This window comes from Lyngbya sp. PCC 8106, from assembly GCF_000169095.1.
In the GTDB taxonomy this organism is placed as follows: domain Bacteria; phylum Cyanobacteriota; class Cyanobacteriia; order Cyanobacteriales; family Microcoleaceae; genus Capilliphycus.
In genome coordinates this window covers 1-18,868 of record NZ_AAVU01000034.1, presented here as the reverse complement: position 1 = coordinate 18,868, position 18,868 = coordinate 1, and the positions used below count along the sequence as shown (strand labels likewise).

Annotated in this window: 12 protein-coding genes and 1 pseudogene; 12 read left to right on the top strand and 1 reads right to left on the bottom strand. The window is 43.0% G+C overall.

Annotated elements, in window-relative coordinates:
* Positions 1-73 precede the first annotated feature (73 nt).
* The 11 genes and pseudogenes from L8106_RS20395 to L8106_RS32450 all read left to right on the top strand — a co-directional run bounded on the left by L8106_RS20395 (position 74) and on the right by L8106_RS32450 (position 15,441).
* A complete protein-coding gene (locus L8106_RS20395) occupies positions 74-1,690 on the top strand; it encodes an Hsp70 family protein (RefSeq protein WP_009786333.1) in 1,617 nt (538 codons plus the stop codon).
* Between the two features lie 128 nt (positions 1,691-1,818).
* A complete protein-coding gene (locus L8106_RS20390) occupies positions 1,819-2,835 on the top strand; it encodes a hypothetical protein (protein ID WP_009786332.1) in 1,017 nt (338 codons plus the stop codon).
* Complete coding sequence (locus L8106_RS20385; protein WP_009786331.1) at positions 2,832-3,434, top strand: 4Fe-4S single cluster domain-containing protein; 603 nt, start codon at positions 2,832-2,834, stop codon at positions 3,432-3,434. Before L8106_RS20390 ends, L8106_RS20385 begins: the two co-directional genes overlap by 4 nt.
* 503 nt (positions 3,435-3,937) lie before the next feature.
* Positions 3,938-4,882: a hypothetical protein gene (locus L8106_RS20380; protein ID WP_009786329.1), complete on the top strand. Its 945-nt coding sequence runs from the start codon at positions 3,938-3,940 to the stop codon at positions 4,880-4,882.
* Positions 4,883-4,895: 13 nt separating this feature from the next.
* On the top strand, positions 4,896-6,629 hold the full coding sequence (locus tag L8106_RS20375) for an Hsp70 family protein (protein WP_009786328.1): 1,734 nt from the start codon (positions 4,896-4,898) through the stop codon (positions 6,627-6,629).
* A 129-nt stretch (positions 6,630-6,758) separates the two neighbouring features.
* Complete coding sequence (locus L8106_RS20370) at positions 6,759-8,417, top strand: hypothetical protein (RefSeq protein ID WP_009786327.1); 1,659 nt, start codon at positions 6,759-6,761, stop codon at positions 8,415-8,417.
* A 129-nt stretch (positions 8,418-8,546) separates the two neighbouring features.
* On the top strand, positions 8,547-9,611 hold the full coding sequence (locus L8106_RS20365; protein WP_232228539.1) for a hypothetical protein: 1,065 nt from the start codon (positions 8,547-8,549) through the stop codon (positions 9,609-9,611).
* A gap of 327 nt (positions 9,612-9,938) precedes the next feature.
* Complete coding sequence (locus tag L8106_RS20360) at positions 9,939-10,271, top strand: hypothetical protein (protein ID WP_009786324.1); 333 nt, start codon at positions 9,939-9,941, stop codon at positions 10,269-10,271.
* 693 nt (positions 10,272-10,964) lie between these two features.
* Positions 10,965-14,387 carry a helicase-related protein gene (locus L8106_RS20355; RefSeq protein ID WP_009786323.1) on the top strand — a complete coding sequence of 1,141 codons (3,423 nt, stop codon included), beginning with the start codon at positions 10,965-10,967 and terminating at the stop codon, positions 14,385-14,387.
* Between the two features lie 78 nt (positions 14,388-14,465).
* Positions 14,466-14,642 (top strand): annotated as a pseudogene (locus L8106_RS33830) (DUF1156 domain-containing protein); the annotation flags it as partial.
* 436 nt (positions 14,643-15,078) lie between these two features.
* Complete coding sequence (locus tag L8106_RS32450; RefSeq protein WP_009786322.1) at positions 15,079-15,441, top strand: four helix bundle protein; 363 nt, start codon at positions 15,079-15,081, stop codon at positions 15,439-15,441.
* A 2,355-nt stretch (positions 15,442-17,796) separates the two neighbouring features.
* Here the strand turns inward: L8106_RS32450 and L8106_RS32445 are convergent.
* Positions 17,797-17,940 (bottom strand): hypothetical protein, encoded by a 144-nt coding sequence (locus tag L8106_RS32445; protein WP_156803769.1) that lies wholly within the window; start codon positions 17,938-17,940, stop codon positions 17,797-17,799.
* 40 nt (positions 17,941-17,980) lie between these two features.
* Between L8106_RS32445 and L8106_RS20345 the strand changes: the two genes are divergently transcribed.
* Positions 17,981-18,622: a hypothetical protein gene (locus L8106_RS20345; RefSeq protein WP_009786319.1), complete on the top strand. Its 642-nt coding sequence runs from the start codon at positions 17,981-17,983 to the stop codon at positions 18,620-18,622.
* The last annotated feature ends 246 nt before the right edge of the window (positions 18,623-18,868 follow it).

Sequence of the window (18,868 nt, the reverse complement as noted above, 5' to 3'; positions counted from 1 at the left end):
ACAACCGAAAACCCAGAAGTTAAACTTCCAATCACATCACCTCAGCCTATTCATAAACTCCAACGAACCAACGATGCCAAAATACAAAATCGGACTGGACTTCGGCACCACTAATTCCATAATTTCCTATTGGGAAAAAGACCAACTCGAAGCCTTCCAATATGGCGGAGAAAACGGCACCAAATACATCCCCTCATTCATCACCTACGAAGACGGTTTCATCGAAATCGGTTCCGGCGCCCGGACAACCGCAGCCAACCATCCCGAAGTTACCAGCTACGGTAATTTTAAAATGGATTTACCCCTAAAAAACCACTTCACCAACGCCTATCAACCGCCTCAAAATCCCGTAACTGTAACCGCCGACTACCTGCGGGAACTGCTGCTTTCTTGCGAAAATGAATACAGTTTCACCCGCCAACAGGGGGAAATTTCCGGTTTGGTTGTATCGGTTCCCGAAATTTGGCAGCGAGACATTTATAACACCGGACGGGAACAATTGCAAACCCTAATCGCCGATAATTTGGGATTAGAAAAAGAACTGATTCAATTAGTCAGCGAACCCGTCGCGGCTGCGGCTTATTACGCTTGGGAAACCCAACGCCGCAACCAACAGGAAAACGGCGAAATATTTAACGGAAATCTCCTCGTTTGCGATATGGGTGGGGGAACGTTTGACGTCAGCCTGTGTCGGATTTACGGTGACAAAAAAGTAGAAGTATTGTATTTTGACGGACAGGGAGATAAAGGACTCGAATCCGCAGGCGTTGCGTTCGACCGCCACTGTGTTCGCATTGCTTACACCAAAAAACACGGTCAACCCCCCGACGAAAATAGCACCGAATTTATGGGGTTATTGCGGGAGTTTGAAAGCGTTAAAATCGCCGGACACAGCAAATATACCAAAAAACTCAAAAACTACTTTAAAAGCCCGTCAGACCTCGCCGAACAAACGCTCTACACTTTTTCGGGCGGCTATACCCTCACCAACGCCGAAGTTGAACAAGCTTTCGCTTCTATAGGCGAGGGAATTAACCGGGTTTTAGAACGGGTAAAACATTGGATGCAAAACAATAATCAAACCTGTGACCGTTTATTTTTTGTCGGCGGATTTTGTCAGTTTTATCTGGTTCAAAAGATGATTCTTGAAGCGTTACAATTAGAAGAAAATTCTACAGAAATTGACCGCACTTTTAACTTAATTAATAGTGCTTTTGCCATTTCCTACGGTGCCTGTTTAATTGCTAACGGTTTGGTGAATCCGACCGAAATATTCGTTCATTCTTTGGGGATTGTGATTGATACTATTAACAATAATGCTGAAGTCGAACCCAAACTCATTTCTATTATCGAAGGCGGAACTAACTTAGACGATCTTGCATCGGTTCGTTTTGCGGATATTCCCCCTTTAACTGCGTTTAAAACTGATGAACCGTTAACCGTTACGTTGTGGGTCGATCCTCAATCTAGGGGTAAAATCTTCAAAGAACATTTGCCCAATACCGTTAAACTTCCCCTCCCTTCAACGGACGATCAATGGCGGGTGGGAATGCGGGTTAATCGTTCTCAAGTCGCCTATTTGGTGATAGAAGCCGTCGGAAAAGATAAACGCACTGAATACGAACTCGGGAACGTTATCGCCAAGATGTTTCCGGGTTTTATCTTGTTTGAAGAAGATGATGTTAATTAACCCTAAAAAACGAATAAAAACCTCTCCCCCATCCGCTCTCCTGCGAGGAGAAGGGAGAATTTATAGGATGATCTATTATAATAGAATAGCCTTTACAACCCACCCTATAAATCCATCTGAGCTTTAAAATGCAGCAAAATTTAACAACTTTAATTCAACTAGCCCAACGGTTGCAAAATACCTCCGCTCCCCTCGATTATGATAACATTGAACTGCCGTTTCAATTGGTAGAAGCCGGACTCAAAATCTGGGAAAATTTGTATTCTCCCGAAGTTCTCGGAAGTTTGGGGAAAGCCGATCCGGAAACCCTCGACGCTTGGGCGATCGCGTTATCCCAAACCCTACAAACTCAGCTTTCTTTGCTTAATACTTGGCTACCCCACTTTTCGAGTCTTCCGGTTCCCCCAACTTTGCAGCAAAAAATTAAACAAAATTATCAAAATTTGGGGGAAATTTCCCAACAAAAATCTCAACTGTTGGAGTCGGCGAGTACGTTGCTGAGTCAGTCGGAACAACTCAAGCGGGAAGGCGAAGAATTGGAAGCGTTAAAACGCCGCCGGGATGAATTAAATCAAATCGAAATAGAACTGCAAAACACAAATTTAGACGAACTTCGAGACGATATTCAAAGGCGATCGCAAATTTTAGAACCTAAGTATCAAGAATTAGAAACTCTCAAACAACAGCAAGCCGAACTTCAACAGCAACAAACCCGCCTCGACTCAGAAATTGAACGGTTGCGATCGCGTTCCTCCCGTCAAGAAGCCGCCACCGTCAACACAGCCACAGAACTCATTACCCTCACCCAAACAACAAAAGAACGCCTCAGCGAGTCGCTGACGGGGGTTTTAGAAGACTTATCCCAGCAGCAGCAAGACTACCAAGACACCCAACAACAACTGCAAAAAGCGATCGCCGACTTTAACCGCTATCAAGAAGAAACTGAAGCCATTCGCCGCCATCTCAACACCCATTATCAAAGCGATCGCCAACTTAGTCAAGTTTTACCTGTTGATCGCCAAAAAATTGATACTATTATTAATAGCATTCAACAGCAACTTTCCGAACTGGATCGACAACTCGCGATCGCCCAACAGCATCAAGCTGAGTCCCAGAAAAAAGTAATTTTAGACTTTTCAAAATGACCTTACTAAATGTTGCCGAAATCTGTGCAAATACCCGAACATTAGGCCCAGGAAAACGGTTCGTGATTTGGGTGCAAGGCTGCTGTTTCAACTGTCCCGGTTGCGTTTCTCCCGACTGGATACCCCAAAAACAAGCCGCATTAATTGAGGTGAAAAAACTCGCCGAAGTTATTCTTTCTGTTCCCGAACTCGACGGGTTAACCGTGTCCGGGGGCGAACCGATGTTGCAAGCCAAAGCCTTAAGCGAGTTGTTTGTTGAACTGCGTCAAAACCGGGATATTTCTATTATTTGTTACAGCGGGTTTAAGCTGCAAGAATTGCGAACCAAAAATAATGATAACATTAATAAAATTCTAAGTCAAATTGATGTGTTAATAGACGGTCAATATATTGCCGAATTGAATGATAATCAAGGTTGGCGGGGGTCGTCAAATCAAGTCGTTCATTTTCTCACTTCCCGTCATCAACAAGAAGCGGAGTTATTTTTAGAACGAAAACGGGATGTTGAAGTGCATCTTCGCAATGATTCAGCGTTAATGGTTGGGGTACCGCCACAACAGTTTAAACGGGATTTTCACCAAGCTTTAAATTTGTCCTAAAATCTGCCACTTTTAACAGCCGACACTTGAACCTCAAAATCCTCAAGGTAACATATCAAAAAAAATTGTCAGTATTTTCCACATTATAAGAACATAGATATTTCAGTGTTATCACCGATGCGGCGAACTGGTGTCTAGGTTTATTCTAAAGATATAAAAGTTAATTAACAGGTTGTTGATTCTCTCAGCAATTCGGTTCAACTTTGCCAAAAATTGAGGCGGCCATTTTGTGAAAGTGCAATCTTGGAATTTTTCTGGGAATAACTTTTCAATCCGATCATTTTTCCCGTTAGTCTTCGTTATTTCATCCCATCTATAAATCCGTAAAACATCAAGCCAAATATGCGCTCTGAACCCATCCCCAAATGAAATATAATTGTCCGGTTTGTGAAAATCCATCTCAAGACAGCCAATCAAGGTTCTGCACGGCTTGCGGTTGGGTATTTTCCTCTCATTTTGACCGGGGGGAAAGTTCTATAGATTGTTTAGAAAAAGAGCGTCTAATGACGAACTGGGCTAAACAAACTTGGGAGCGAAACCAAAAGGCTGAACTGAGATGGGAACAAGCCCAAACTACAATCGCCGACCAAAAAAATCAAATTGACGATCGCCAAGATGAAATCAATTTGTTGCGGAAACGCTTGGAAAGACTAACCCTTGAAAAAGAGCAAACTTTGAAAAATGCAATTGAACAGCATCGGGAGCGGGTTAATCAATTAGAAAATACAATCAACCAACTCCAACAGGGTTTAAAAACCGCAGAAAAAACAAGTCGCCAACTCCTCGAAGAACTCCAAAACCAACTCAACGAACGTCAAGCTAAAATCGAGGAATTGCAGCAACAATCAAAACAATTAATTCGGGAGAAAGAACAGGCTGAAAAACTTAACCAACAGCTAGAACAACAGCGTTTACCGGAATTGCAGTCTGAACTTAACCAATTAAAAGACAGACTGACCACTCTAGAAACCGCCAACGAAAAACTAGAAAACCGCCTCCAAAAACAACAAATTTCCCACAGCCAGCAGCAACAAAACCTTCAAACCCAACTCAAAACAGCCCATGAACAAATCGAGCATCTCACCCGACAGCAACGGACGGCAAAAGTGGCACTTTCCCAGTGGCTACAGTTGGAACTTTTGGAACAGTTTGTTAATGAAATCGAAAGCATTGTTAACCGTCAGGAAGCGCTAGAAAACATCCAACGGCTTCAACAAAAACGGTTGAACGAAGAATGGCAGAATTTCCCGGTTCACCGCCATATTCTGCAATTGATCGTCAACTCGCTCGAACAAAATCACCAACAATTTCGGGAAAACTTAGAGCCTGAGTTGGAGACTTTTGAAGTGATCGAAATCGCCGACGCAATTCTAGCAATACGCGCCGAATTCAAGTTTCACCGAATTATCCAACGGGATAGTGCGGGCGACTATATTCACGGGTTCTAAAGGAGCAATACAAATGACATTTGACAGCAAACAAATTAAAGTCATAGCGGCGATTGATTTCGGAACATCCCGTTCCGGTTACGCCTACGCTTTCAAAGACGATAAGCGCATTATCGGACGTTATGATTGGGAAAAACAACCCTTTCAATACATCAAAACCCTAACGCAAAGTCTCTACAATCGCGATCGCAAATTAGAAGCTTGGGGCTATGCTGCCCTATCTCGATTGGCAGAACTTCGGCAGGCAAAAAATGCCAAAGACTATAGCTTTTTTCCTACCTTTAAAATGGCTCTGCGCGAAAGCCGTTACCGCACCGAATCAGGCCCTATGAAGATTGCAAATAACGGACAAGAGTTTCCGGTTATCGACTTGATCGCCGATTATCTACGCGCACTTGGGGGCTTGCTGCGTACAGAGTTAAAAAATGCGACGAGCGGGGAACTGAGAGACAATGAAATTCTCTGGTGTTTAACCATTCCTGCGATTTGGAAAGATGCCGAAAAGTCGTTTATGCGCCGCGCAGCTATCAAAGCCGGATTAATTACTAATAACGAAAACGATCGCGATCGCCTGTTGCTGGTTTTGGAACCGGAGGCTGCGGCTATTTATTGCCAAGAAAAAGACAAAAAACAACTCAAAGCGGGTCAACGGTTTATGGTGGTAGACTGCGGTGGCGGTACCGTTGATATTACCTGCCATGAAGTTTCATCCCATGGGGGTTTGGAAGAAGTCGCAGAAGGAACGGGGGGAGCTTACGGTTCTACCTATGTTGATAAAGAATTTAAAGAATATCTAGCCAAGAAGCTGACCGTTCAAGCGCTCAACCGCTATGAAGAAGAAGATCCAATTGGTTGGTTGGAATTGATGGCAAACTGGGAACGCAAAAAGTGTGATTTTGACCCCGCCACAACAACTATAACTTACTTTGATATTCCCAACCGCCTCTACAAAATTTTATCAAAAGATTATTCGGAGGTATTGGAAAAACTCGCCGACGAACAGGATGGAGATGATGAAAAAGTTCACATCAGCCCAGAAATAATACGGTCAATGTTTAAGCCTGTATTAGATGGTTTGGTGAAGAAAGTTAAAGAACAATTTTCACGGTTGGGAAGCCGGGGATGTGATGTGATGTATCTGGTTGGTGGGTTTTCTACATCGCCCATTTTACGCCAACGCATTCAGCAAGAATTTGGCGATCGCGTTAAGAAAATTGTGATGCCAGCTAACCCCGGTGCGGCTATTCTTGAAGGGGCGGCTTCCTTTGGTTTAAACCCAGAAAGTATCCGTTCCCGTCGTTCCCGCCTCACCTATGGCTGTCAAACCTGTGCAGTTTTTGATGAAAAACGCGATCGCCATCAAAAAAGCAAGCGCGAATATTTTGATGAACAAGGAGACTGGTATATTTGCAACCGCTTTAGTGCGTTTGTGTTGGCGGGTGATAGTGTCGATATCGATGAAGTGGTTACTCATACCTTTTATCCAATGACTTCCGAGCAAGATCGATTACAGTTGAAATTTTATGCAACTCGCAAAAAGAATCCCCGCTATATAGATGAGCCAGACGTGGAAGAAATAGGGGAATTAGATGTCGATATTTCCTCGACAGTTGGAACACGCGATCGCCCTGTTGAGGTTTCTATGAACTTTGGCAAAACCGAGATTGCTGTTACTGCTAAGGATATAAAAACCGGAAAAACCTACAACACAAATTTACGTTTTTCTTCTACTTACTCAATCGAATAAAGGAGCATATTCATCATGGAATCTTAAGAAAAATCTAAGTCCATAGAAGCAACCAATCAAGCTTCTGAACAATTTGATACAGTAAGTTATTTCGAGCAAACACCAGCTATACAAGGAGTAGATCAGACCGTGAACTCAGAAGAAAATTCCGAATTCTTTTCAGATACAGAAACCCAGAATGATGTACAAGATGACGTTAAAAATACAGCAGGGTCATCTGCAAGATCTGAATCATCACAGGCTGACGAAAGTTTATCTCTTAATTCAGACAAAGATAGTGATGTAGAAAAAAATGTTATAGAATCTGCTAACTTCCAAAAAGAGCGGTTTCCATATAAGGCACAAATTGAAGTTTTTGGTAAACTAGGTATGTCTCAAGCCGACGATATAATATATAACCAACTTCTGAAAGTTTATCGGTGGTTAGATAATATCTTACAAAAACGGTCTAATCAACCAATTTTCTCCAAAGATATACGGAACGCCTGTATTACGATTGAGCAAGCATTACATGAAATTGATCGATTAGAGAAATTTAATCGCAAAATCACCGAAGAGAGGGACAGCTTTAAAGATCGCTTTCAAAATACTGAGCGGGAATACAGTCATCAACTCAAAAATTGTCGCATAGAAATTAATCAGATTTCTCAACAGGTTACAGAACTTAAACATCAAAAAGAAGCGGCGGAACACAAACTGGAAGAGTTAGAAGCAAGCAGAAATAAGCTTTTGGCAGAAACCGCATCCCTGAAACGAGATACTGGTACTCATTATAACGCTACAAGCGATCGCCCACACCATCATATTTTGACAGGTGAATATAAAACCCTCAAAGAACAGCATCTCGATCCCTTAGCAACTCGCTTGTTTAATGTTATGCTGACCACCAACCCCGAATTTAAACAGCAACGCAAAGAAAAAACTAATGACATCAAAGCGATTATTTCTGCTACTGTTTTAATCAACGGTCAGGCAATTATGCGAGGAGAAAGTATTGGTTCTGAACAGTTACCGCCAGAAATACTAAACGAGATGCAAAGTTTACTTCGTCAAAAATTGCAACTCGATGATATTTCTCCAGACACCACAGAATTGCTGACAAAAGCCGTCAACTCTGCACGGGGTAAAGTCGAATATCCACAACCCGGTAATTGGCAAGAAAAAGACTACGTTAAAGCTGGCGAAGAACTGATCAATTCCCTCGATACCGAACTGGATACATCCCTCACTCCCGAGTTAAAAACCGAAGCACAAGAAGCGATTAAAAATGCCTTGCAGTTTCTAGAACGTGCCGCCCTCGCAGAACCTCCAGCCAAATTCAGCCTAGAAAAAGAAGGCGTTCCTTTTCGGAGCGACTACCACGAAGCTGCAAAAGGTTGGGATGATGAAGGAACGGTGATTAAAACAATTTATCCCGTCTACCTCGTCAACGGAGAAGCTAAAGTTAAAGCGGTGGTTTTAACCGAACCCTCAACAGAAAATAATTTTGATAGTTCGTCTTTGATGACCGTTGAAAACACCTCATCTACAACGGAAATGCAATCGACATCCACGACAGATGAAAAAGAGAAAATTCGTTTGGATGCGAAACGCGAATCTTTAGAAAAAAGTGTTCAAAACAAATGGTTTAAATCTCAGCACATTCTGGAAAAAAGTTTAGAAAATGAGATAATAGAAAAGTTATCTAAAATTGATCGAGTTGAGATTATTGAGCAGTTGGAAAATGAACTTCATGAACAACCTTTAGTATATCGCTTTAAAGAAAAACTAGACAATTTAGTAAGCTAGTTTATTAGCCAACCCTAAACCCGATATTGATTCTTAGTTACTTCTCCCCCAATCAAAGGATAACTTAATTAAATTCATTGCTTTCGGGGAGAGTAACTTTCAGGATAAACGGCAACAATCACGGAAAAAATGATGACAGTTAACAGCCCAATTCAGAACATCGAACAAACTTTAGAACACCTGAAAAATGCCATCAACAGCGAGGCGGGATTGCGAGATTTTGAAGCCGTAAAAATTCCCTTTGAATTAACACAAGCCTGCATTCAACTCTTAACAGATTGCTTTTCCATACCCATGCTGCAAACCCTGGCGAATGACGATTCTGAGACGCTAGAAGCGTGGGCGATCGCTTTCAATACCACCCTACAAGTTCAGTTAGGAGTATTATCCCGGTGGCTACCCTTATTAAGTTCCTCATCTCTCCCCTCAAAACTGCGGGAAAAAGCCGCAAAACGTACCGCAGAATTAAAAAATATTGTTGACGAAAAAGCCGCATTACTGCAAACAGCATCTACATTGTTCGCACAAGAAACGGAGTTGCATCAACGCTTTACCGAACTGTCAGAATTGCGAGAAAAATTCGAGGAACTCAAAACCATTGAACTGGATATTAATTCCACCGATATCGATAACTTGCGGGCGGAAGTTGTTCAAAAGGGAAATGAATTAATCCCTCAAAAACAAGCCATTGAGGAATTGCACCAACAAAAAGCCGAACTTGAAACACAAATGACCTCGCTGCACCAACAGGGGGAAATACTGGGCGAAGAAATTCGACGGCAACAAGAAAAAAAACGGCATCAAGAATCGGCGGAAATGAGTCAAATAAAACAGTTGATTGATTTGACGGACTCTGCTAAAACAGAACTAAGTATTACTCTAAAAACAGCCCTCGAAGAACTCGACAGTAAACGCAATGAATACAACCGAGAGTGGGAACAACTACAGCAAACCCTTACCGCATCTAATCTTTATCAAGCCGAAATCCAGAGTATTAATAACGCCCTCCACGCCCATTATCAGGCTGATGTCAATTTGGGAGAACGTTTGCCAGTAGAGCGCCATCGGATCGAAGCCCTAACAGAAACTATCCGAGAACATTTGGCCGAACTTGACCGCGAACTAAAAACCGCTCACGCGCACCACGAACACCTGCAAAAAAAGCAATATATTACTTTTACAAACCCACTTTAAATATTGAATCAAGCTAGAACATCATCAATTATAGCTAAGAGTGAAGCTATTAAGAGTTATTTGAACAGGGACTTAGCGAGAATATGATTTTTATACCAAATCCGGTTATGATAGGGTAGTTGCCTCTTGTAGTTGTCCAAATCAAATCAACATCAATCTTTTGAAAAGCTGATTCGGATTCTACATTTTGAATACTAACTGTTTCCGGTTGTAACCTTCACTAATGTTCAATATCATTTGTTGCTTGCTTGGCAACATTCATTCCGTCATTCATTGTATACATAAACTATTCTCCACAATTGTTAACAATAGGGGGAGCAACTATGATTGCGATCACTCCCCGAAAATATTTTAGAAAAAGTTGATCATGCTAGAAAGAAAAAAGGGTGGAACAAGCAAGCTTCTACTTGGTGTCAAAATGTCAAAACTTCAGTAGCATCATTAAAACGATTTTGGCAAGGAAAGCCGATTCAGCAAGATGTCTTTGTTGATATTTGTCAAGCTGTAGGAGTTGAAAACTGGAAAGAAATTATTGATGACAGTCCATCTGAGTGGTCAGAGTTTCAACCTGAATGGTTTGCTTATAATAAAGGTTGGGTAGGTCGAGAAAAATTAGTTGCTGAACTCACAGAGAAAGTTCGGAGTTCATGTCGCTATTAAAAAAAAGCAAAAGTAAAAAACACTAGGTCTCATTAGTGCAACCGATAAATATTGATAATTTTTACATTGATGATAATTCTAGCCCCAATTTACAAATTATCGCCGAACACCCTTGAAATCAAGAATCGAAAATGGAAGGACAACAATATCGCGCCTCAAGTTATTTTTGAAATCCTCTCGTCGGGAAAGCGCCCCAGGAAATGTTCAGAAAGCTGTTTTTTTTATCAACAATATGTGTGGGAGATTATTACACTTACGATCCCCAATAAGTTGAATTTATGGGTTATTAATTAATGTTGAGGAGGAGGGAGCGAACCCAGATTGAGGGATTTTGGGTTATGGGTGATTGCGCGGAGCGCAGTGGCGAAGCCAATCGCCGATTATTTCTGTTAATTATCTCATTTTTTTTTGATTTGTGATGAGGATTATTTATTCAACAGATGTACATAATTTATCATCTCTGGTGGATTGGGCTATCGGTTCAGTAATTTTACGGATAACCATCCATTTTTTGATTCTCATAAAATTCTCAAAGTTCCGTAATTCCAACATTGAGATCTAAGGTTTTTATGCTTATTATTGAATATAGGGATAGAAGCGGCTGGTTTTAGGATTTTTTTGGAGGTCGGCTTGTTCTATATCAAAACAGTTTTGTTTGCTTAATTTTCAAAAAACCAAACAACTATAAATAGAATGATTGACTCACTCATTAGCAAACGAATTTTGATTTCCTCACAGTTTACCGAGGCGGTTACGGTTGTCTCAGCAGACATTATTGATGACACAGTATTGCTACAAGTTCGTACCTCAACGGGCGAACTTCGCGAAGCCGGAGTCAGTTACAGCGAAATTGAAGAAATTATCACTCAACAACAAAATACTTCCACACTGGTTGATGGAGATTCGCTTTTTCTATTTATTGAGTCAGCCCGCATCAAAACCGCCTTTGAATACGACCCCCATTTTGCTGTAAGTTTAAGCGGTGTTCGACCCCTACCGCACCAACTTGAAGCCGTCTACGAACGCATTTTACCCCAAGTTCGACTGCGATTTCTTTTAGCAGATGACCCAGGTGCAGGAAAAACCATTATGGCGGGTTTGCTTCTCAAAGAATTGAAACTTAGAAGCGCTATTGAACGAATCTTAATTCTTGCTCCCGCCCCGCTCACGATACAATGGCAAGACGAACTCAAAAGCAAATTTGCTGAAACCTTTGAGGTGATCACTTCAACCTTAGCAAAAAATCAACTGGCGGGAAATCCTTGGGAGCGCTTTCGTCAATGTATTGCTTCTATTGATTTTGCCAAACGGGATGAAGTCATTTCAGGTCTTTTACAGGTAGATTGGGATTTAGTAATTATCGATGAAGCCCACAAATGTTCAGCCCGAACTCAAGGCGAAGACTTGCGGCGCACCGGACGCTATAAACTCGCGGAAGAACTCTCAAAAAATACCGAAAGACTGCTATTATTAACCGCAACTCCCCATCAGGGAGACGTTGACCAATTTCATAATTTTCTCCGCTTACTCGACCCCGACCAATTTATTTCCAACACTCACAACACCCAAATGTTGTGCTTGGAAAATAGCCCCTGGTTTCTGCGGCGAATTAAAGAAGAACTCCGCGACTTTGAAGGACAAAAACTGTTTAAACCTCGCCACGCCATCACCGTTCCTTTTAACCTATCCCAAGCCGAAGAATACCTCTACAACCAAATTACAACCTACATCAACCGCTATTTAGGTCAAACCACCGGACGGCGACAGGCTACTGTTGCTTTGGCGAGAACTGTTCTACAACGCCGACTCGCCAGCAGTTTAAACGCTATCTGGAATTCTCTCAAAAGACGTTATCAACGATTTTCTAACCTCTTAGAAGAATTAGAACAACTCTCACCCCAAGAACAGCGCCAGAGGTTGATGAATTTTGGCTGTTCAGTTGATACTGAAACTGACAACGAAGACCGTTCTGAAGATGAATTGGAAAATGTAGCAGTAGAGTCTACCATTGCCGAAAAAATTGAACAATTGCGCGAAGAATTGCAAGAACTCAAACGCCTGGTTAAACTCACCCAAGAAACTATTGAACTGGGAACCGAACGCAAACTCAACGAACTGCAAAATTTACTCAAGCGCTCGGAATTTGACGAATTGAGCGAGGGAGAAGGGCGGCTATTAATTTTCACCGAACACCGGGATACTTTGCAATATCTCAAACAAAATCTGCAACAGTGGGGATATTCAACCTGCGAAATTCACGGCGGAATGAACGTAATTGACCGCAAAACCGCTCAAAAAAACTTTCAATTTAACAAGCAAATTTGTATCGCCACCGAAGCCGCAGGGGAAGGAATTAACCTGCAATTTTGTCGGTTGATGGTCAATTATGATATCCCCTGGAACCCCAACCGTTTAGAACAACGCATGGGGCGCATTCACCGCATCGGTCAAAAGCGAGATGTTTATATTTTTAACTTTGTGGCGGTCAACACCGTAGAGGGTCGGGTTTTGGAGAAATTGTTGAAAAAACTCGATGAAATTCGGGCGGCGATGAACGACCGAGTATTTGATGTTATCGGCCAGCTATTACAACTTAATGATATTCGTTTTGAGGAGTTGGTACGCCAAGCCACCTATTCCCAGGCGGACGAGGATGAAGCCATCGCCCAAATTGACCGTTTAAGCCCCGAACGTTTAAAAGACCTTGAACAAGCCACAGGACTGGCTTTGGCAACCTCCCACGTTGATTTTTCTCAGATTCGTCTGAAAACCCAAACTCAAGATTTTCGTTCCGAAGAACGGCGGCTGATGCCCCGCTATGTGGAAGAATTTTTTAAGCGGGCTTGTGAATACCTGCACCTAAACTTGGAAGTGCGGGCCGATGGGTTGTGGCGCATTCCCTACCTGAAAGAGGAGTTTCGTTCCAACACTTTGGAAGCGGTGCGGCGGTTGGGAACCCCGGAAAAATATTATCCCAAACTGACGTTTTATAAAGAACAGTTGGAAGCTGCGGTTCACCAGGATGCGGAATTTCTTTCCCCTGGACACTGTTTGTTTGCCTCCATCGCCGAACGTTTGGACTACCAACTCGCTGAACGGGTGGGGTATCGCTGCGCCACGTTTGTTGATGCGGATGCCCAAGCGCCCTACCGCATTCATTTTTTCTGTGTGGAAATTCAAGGACAAACCACCCAGGGGCGAGAACAGACTTTGAGGGCGAGGCTGTGTGCGCTGGCTGAATATCAGCCGGGAAATTTTGTTTTGGTGGCGACGGACTGTTTGCATGACTTCGCACCGGCCGACCCCCCAACTACCGACGCTTTGACACCCCTGGCCCCCACCGAACAGCAGCAGGTTGAACGCTGGCTGAAGGTGAAGGTACAAATGGGGATGATGGATGAGGTTCGCGCCTACCGTCAACGGGAGTTGGATATTCGCCGGGACTACCTGGCGGGGGCGATGGAAGCGGCGATAAGGGAGGCGCAGTGTACCCAGATGAAGCTGGCGGCTAAGGTTGCATCTGGGGAGGAAAGTTATCGCGTCGCCCGAGATAGCGCCCAAAACAAGGTGCGAACCCTGCAAGAACGCTACAAGGCCAAGCAGGATGAACTGAAGGCGCTCAATATTGTCCGGTTGGGGCGGGTCGCTTACCTGGGAACGGCTTTGGTTTATCCGGCTCCGGCGGAGGTGGCCACCGGGGGGATGCGAAATGACCCCGACGTGGAAGCGTTTGCGATGGAGTACGTTATGGACTATGAACGACAACGGGGTTGGGAACCGGAGGATGTGAGTCAAAACCGGGATGGTAGCGGGTTCGATATTCGCAGCGTCAAACCGGGGGATAACGCGACGGGTTTGGTTCCGGTGCGGCGCATCGAGGTTAAGGGACGGGCGCAGTTTGAACAGGATGTTTCCCTAACGGCGAACGAATGGCGTCGGGCGCAGCAGTTGGGCGACACTTATTGGCTGTATGTGGTTTGGGGGTGCAATACTCCGAACCCGCAGTTATTGACGATTCAAAATCCCGCCCAAAAGTTAGCAGCAAATGTCAGAGAAGTCAAGGAAGTGACACGATATTTAATCAATGCTGAAGCCATTCAATCAATGAGCGGTTGACCCAAAAGATTGATTAATTTTTTACACTTTGATTTGAATTAAAATAAAGAAACGCCTACAATTTATTTTCATAAAACCATGACAGAAGATCGCCGCTTAATTGAAGATTTTATTCCCATCCGCGAGATTTCGGTAGAAGCCGCACGGGAAAAATCCATTAGAAAAGGTCATATTTCAACTTTACATTTATGGTGGGCGAGACGACCTTTGGTGGCTGCGCGTGCTGCTGTTTATGCTTCGTTGGTAGCCGCGCCGGAAACTTATCAAAAGCGGACGGCATTGAAAGAATTAATGATAGATTTGTGTAAGTGGAAAGCGGGAGAAACGACGTTAAATAAAGCGAGAGAACAGATTTTAGAAGCCCAACGTCAACGTCTGGGTTTGCCGGAAAATACACCTCTGGAAGATGTACCGCCACCGACGGTTTTGGATATGTTTGCGGGTGGGGGCGCTATTCCTTTGGAAGCGTTGCGTTTGGGGTGCGAAACTCATGCAATAGACTTAAATCCCGTCGCCCATATTATTGAACTTTGTACTCTGGTTTATCCCCAAAAATACGGAAAAAAACTTGCAGATGAGGTTGAGAAGTGGGGAAATTGGGTGATTGAAAATGTGCGGAAAGAAGTTGGCGACTTATATCCGGGGATTGGGGAGTTAGGAGTTGGGAGTTCGGAGTTAGGGGAGGAAGAAAATGGAGAGTTACAAGGAACTGATGGTTTGGCAAAAGGCGATAGAATTAGTGGTGAAAGTCTATCAAATAACCAAGACATTTCCTCAACAGGAGAGATACGCACTGACATCTCAAATTCAGAGGGCGGTAACGTCAATTCCAGCCAATATAGCGGAGGGATGGGGACGAGGTTCGACGAAGGAATACATTCATCATCTGAAAATATCGAGGGGTTCACTGATGGAATTGGAAACTCATTTGATAGTTGCTCAACGCCTGCAATACATCCTCAATTTGGAAAGTCTGAAACTGATTCAGCAAGAAATCGAAGTGATCGGAAAAATGTTAAACAAACTAATCATCAGTTTAGAGAAAAGAATTTAGAAACGGAAGGACAACAATTGTCTCTATTTCCGTCTACTTCTCCCCAACCCCTAACCCCTAAATCCAAACTCCTAACCCCCGTTGCTTACCTTTGGACGCGAACCGTTAAATGTCCTAACCCGGCTTGTGGGGCGGATGTTCCGTTGGTCAGACAAACGTGGTTGTGCAGGAAAAATAAGAAGTATGTGGCGTTAAAGGTAACTCCCAATTACCAAACCAAACGGGTTGATTTTGAAGTGGTGGAGTCAACGACTGAAAAGGGTTTGGGTTTTAATCCGGCTGTGGGAAGCAAACGCGGAAATTCAGTTTGTCATCATTGTGGAACAACAATTAAAACTAAACCTTATATTCAAAATGAAGGAAAAGCTGGCAGAATAAATCAGCAGTTAATGGCTATTGTTTGTACAACTCCTGGGAAAAAAGGTAAAACCTATCTATCGGGAACTGATTATAAAAATTATATTCCCGATGAAATTCAGTTAAACAACAGACTAGAAAAATTATGTGCAGAAACAGGTTTAACAATTCCAGATGAGCCAATTTTTTCCGGTAATAGTAGAGCATTTTTTACACATCTTTATGGTTTAGATCAATTTGAAAAATTATTCACTCCCCGACAACTACTTTCTTTAATGACGTTTGTGAAGTGGGTTAGGTTAGCGCATGAGGAAATTAGGGGTTCGGAGTTAGGGGTTGGGAGTTGGGGAGAGGAGGAACGAGAGGAGTTTGCAAAGGCAGTTTGTACTTATTTAGGATTAATGATTAACAAAATGTCTGACTACAATAGCAGTGTTCAATCATGGGATTGTAGTAGACAAATGCCAGGTCATACTTTTGGTAGACAAGCATTACCTATGGTTTGGGATTTTGTTGAAACTCATCAGTTGATTCCGGCTTCGGGAAGCTCTCACAATGCACTTGGTTGGATTTCTAATTTTATAAAAAAAGAGTTTAACAGTAGTAACTCTTTTGGCAAACTCCAACGGGCTTCAGCGATGTCAATTTCTTTAGAATCAGAATCATTAGATGCTGTTATTACAGACCCGCCTTATTTTGATTCGGTTCCTTATGCAGACCTTTCTGACTTTTTTTATGTCTGGTTAAAACGCAGTGTCGGACAACTTTATCCCGAACATTTTTCAGGAAAACTAACTCCCAAGAAAAACGAAGCCATCATGGAACCTTCCCGACATGGGGGAGATAAGAAAAAAGCATCCCAAGCTTATGAAGACATGATGCACCAAGCGTTTAAAGAAGCCAATCGGGTTTTAAAATCTGATGGAATTATGGTCGTTGTTTATGCTCATAAAACTACCGCAGGTTGGTCAACTTTAATTGATTCTCTCAGACGCGCAGGATTTACCATTACAGAAGCATGGCCTTTAGACACAGAAATGAGTTCGAGGTTGCGGAGTCAAAATTCTGCTGCCCTCGCTTCTAGCATCTTTTTAATCGCCCGAAAACGCGGAACCCCTAGAACCCCACTAACTCCCAACTCCCAACTCCCAACTCCCAAAATTGGCGACTACGCAATGGACGTACAACCGCAACTGAGAGAAATTATTCAAGACCGTGTAAAAACCCTCATGGAAGAAGGCGTTAGCGGTGCGGACTTGGTTATCGCCTGTATTGGTGCGGGGCTGCGGGCTTATACCCAATACGACTCGGTGGAACTTCCCAACGGAGACGAACTCGACGCCAACACCTTCCTTGATGAAGTGCAAAAAGAAGTCTTGGAAACCGTTCTTTCAGACGTTTTGCTGTGCGATAAACGGGGAGTTTCCGCAGTCGATAAACCCACCCAATATTACATCTTGGGACGCTATGAATACGGGGAAGCCATTGTAGAATTTGACGAAGCCAACACCCTGGCGCGTGGGGTGGGTATCGAACTTGATGGCCCCGGCGGTTTGACCGATGGTAAACTGGCGTTAGTCACAAAAAACAAGAATAAAATTCAGTTGCGCGACTACAGCGAACGGGGCGAAAACGAGGATTTGGGCATACAAAAAACCGAAAAACAGCAAACCTTTAACGTCAAACCCCAAACTATTGGCGGCGCCCCCACATTAATCGATATTTTACATCGGTTGTTGTGGTTATCCGAACACAAACCTCAAGATATTACCAACTTTCTCGCCCTATCAATGCCCGATGCGTCTCAACTGCGGTTAGTCGCCCAAGCGTTAGCCGGACGCGCCCTCACTCCCGAAACCAAACAAGAAAATATTACCAGCCGCACACGGGAACAGCAAACAATTGATACTCTTTTGGCTTCGTGGAAACGGATAATTGAGGACAATTTATTTACTCATAGGGGTTAGGAGTTAGGGGTTAGGATTTAGGGGTTAGGGGTTAGGATTTAGGATTTAGGGGTTTAGCTAATTTACCCAATTCCCAATTCCCAACACCCAATACCCAATCCCCAATCCCCAACACCCAACACCCAACACCCAATACCCAATCCCCAACACCCAATACCCAATCCCTAAAACCCAATCCCTAAAACCCAATACTCAACACCCAACTCCCACTTCCTATGATTCAAAAAACGATTCAAGCCCAAGATATAAACCTCCGATATCTGATCGATAACTTCAACTTGCAATGGATACGAGATGAGCAGTTTTTTCGAGAATGGCAAGAAGATTTACCGGAAATCACCGATTTAGAAAAGCAATTGTTAGACCAAGTTCAGGAAGGGTTTTTTAATTTATTGCAAAATCCTCCGGTTCTCGAAGATGTTGTTCGGATGGCAATTTTAGACCCGATTTTATTTATCGGAAAATTCTTTCTTTATCCCTATTACATTCGTTCGGAAGAATCCGTTCTCTTAGAGATACCGGAGGGAGAGAACTTAATTAAAGGTCGAATTGATACTTTAGTTCTCAAAGAGAAATTATGGGTAATGGTCATCGAATCCAAACGGGCAGAATTTTCCATAGAAGCGGGTATTGGTCAACTGTTAACTTATTTGTTAGCCAGTCCGAACTTAGACCGTCCGAATTACGGTTTAATTGTTACCGGGAGCGATTTTATATTTGTCAAACTGGTGAAAGTTGAAAATATTCCTCAATATGCAACATCGAAAGTGTTTGTAACTCGCAACCCCGATAATGAACTTTATGATGTGCTGCGGATTCTTAAAAGCCTTAGTCAAATTGCAGGGTTTGGGGGTTAGGAATTAGGGGTTAGGAGTTAGGAGTTAGGAGTTAGGGTTTAGGATTTAGGGGTTAGGGGTTAGGATTTAGGGGTTAGGGGTTAGGATTTAGGGGTTAGGATTTAGGGGTTAGGATTTAGGGGTTAGGGGTTAGGATTTAGGGGTTAGGATTTAGGGGTTAGGATTTAGGGGTTAGGGGTTAGGATTTAGGGGTTAGGATTTAGGGGTTAGGATTTAGGGGTTAGGGGTTTAGCTAATTTACTCAAC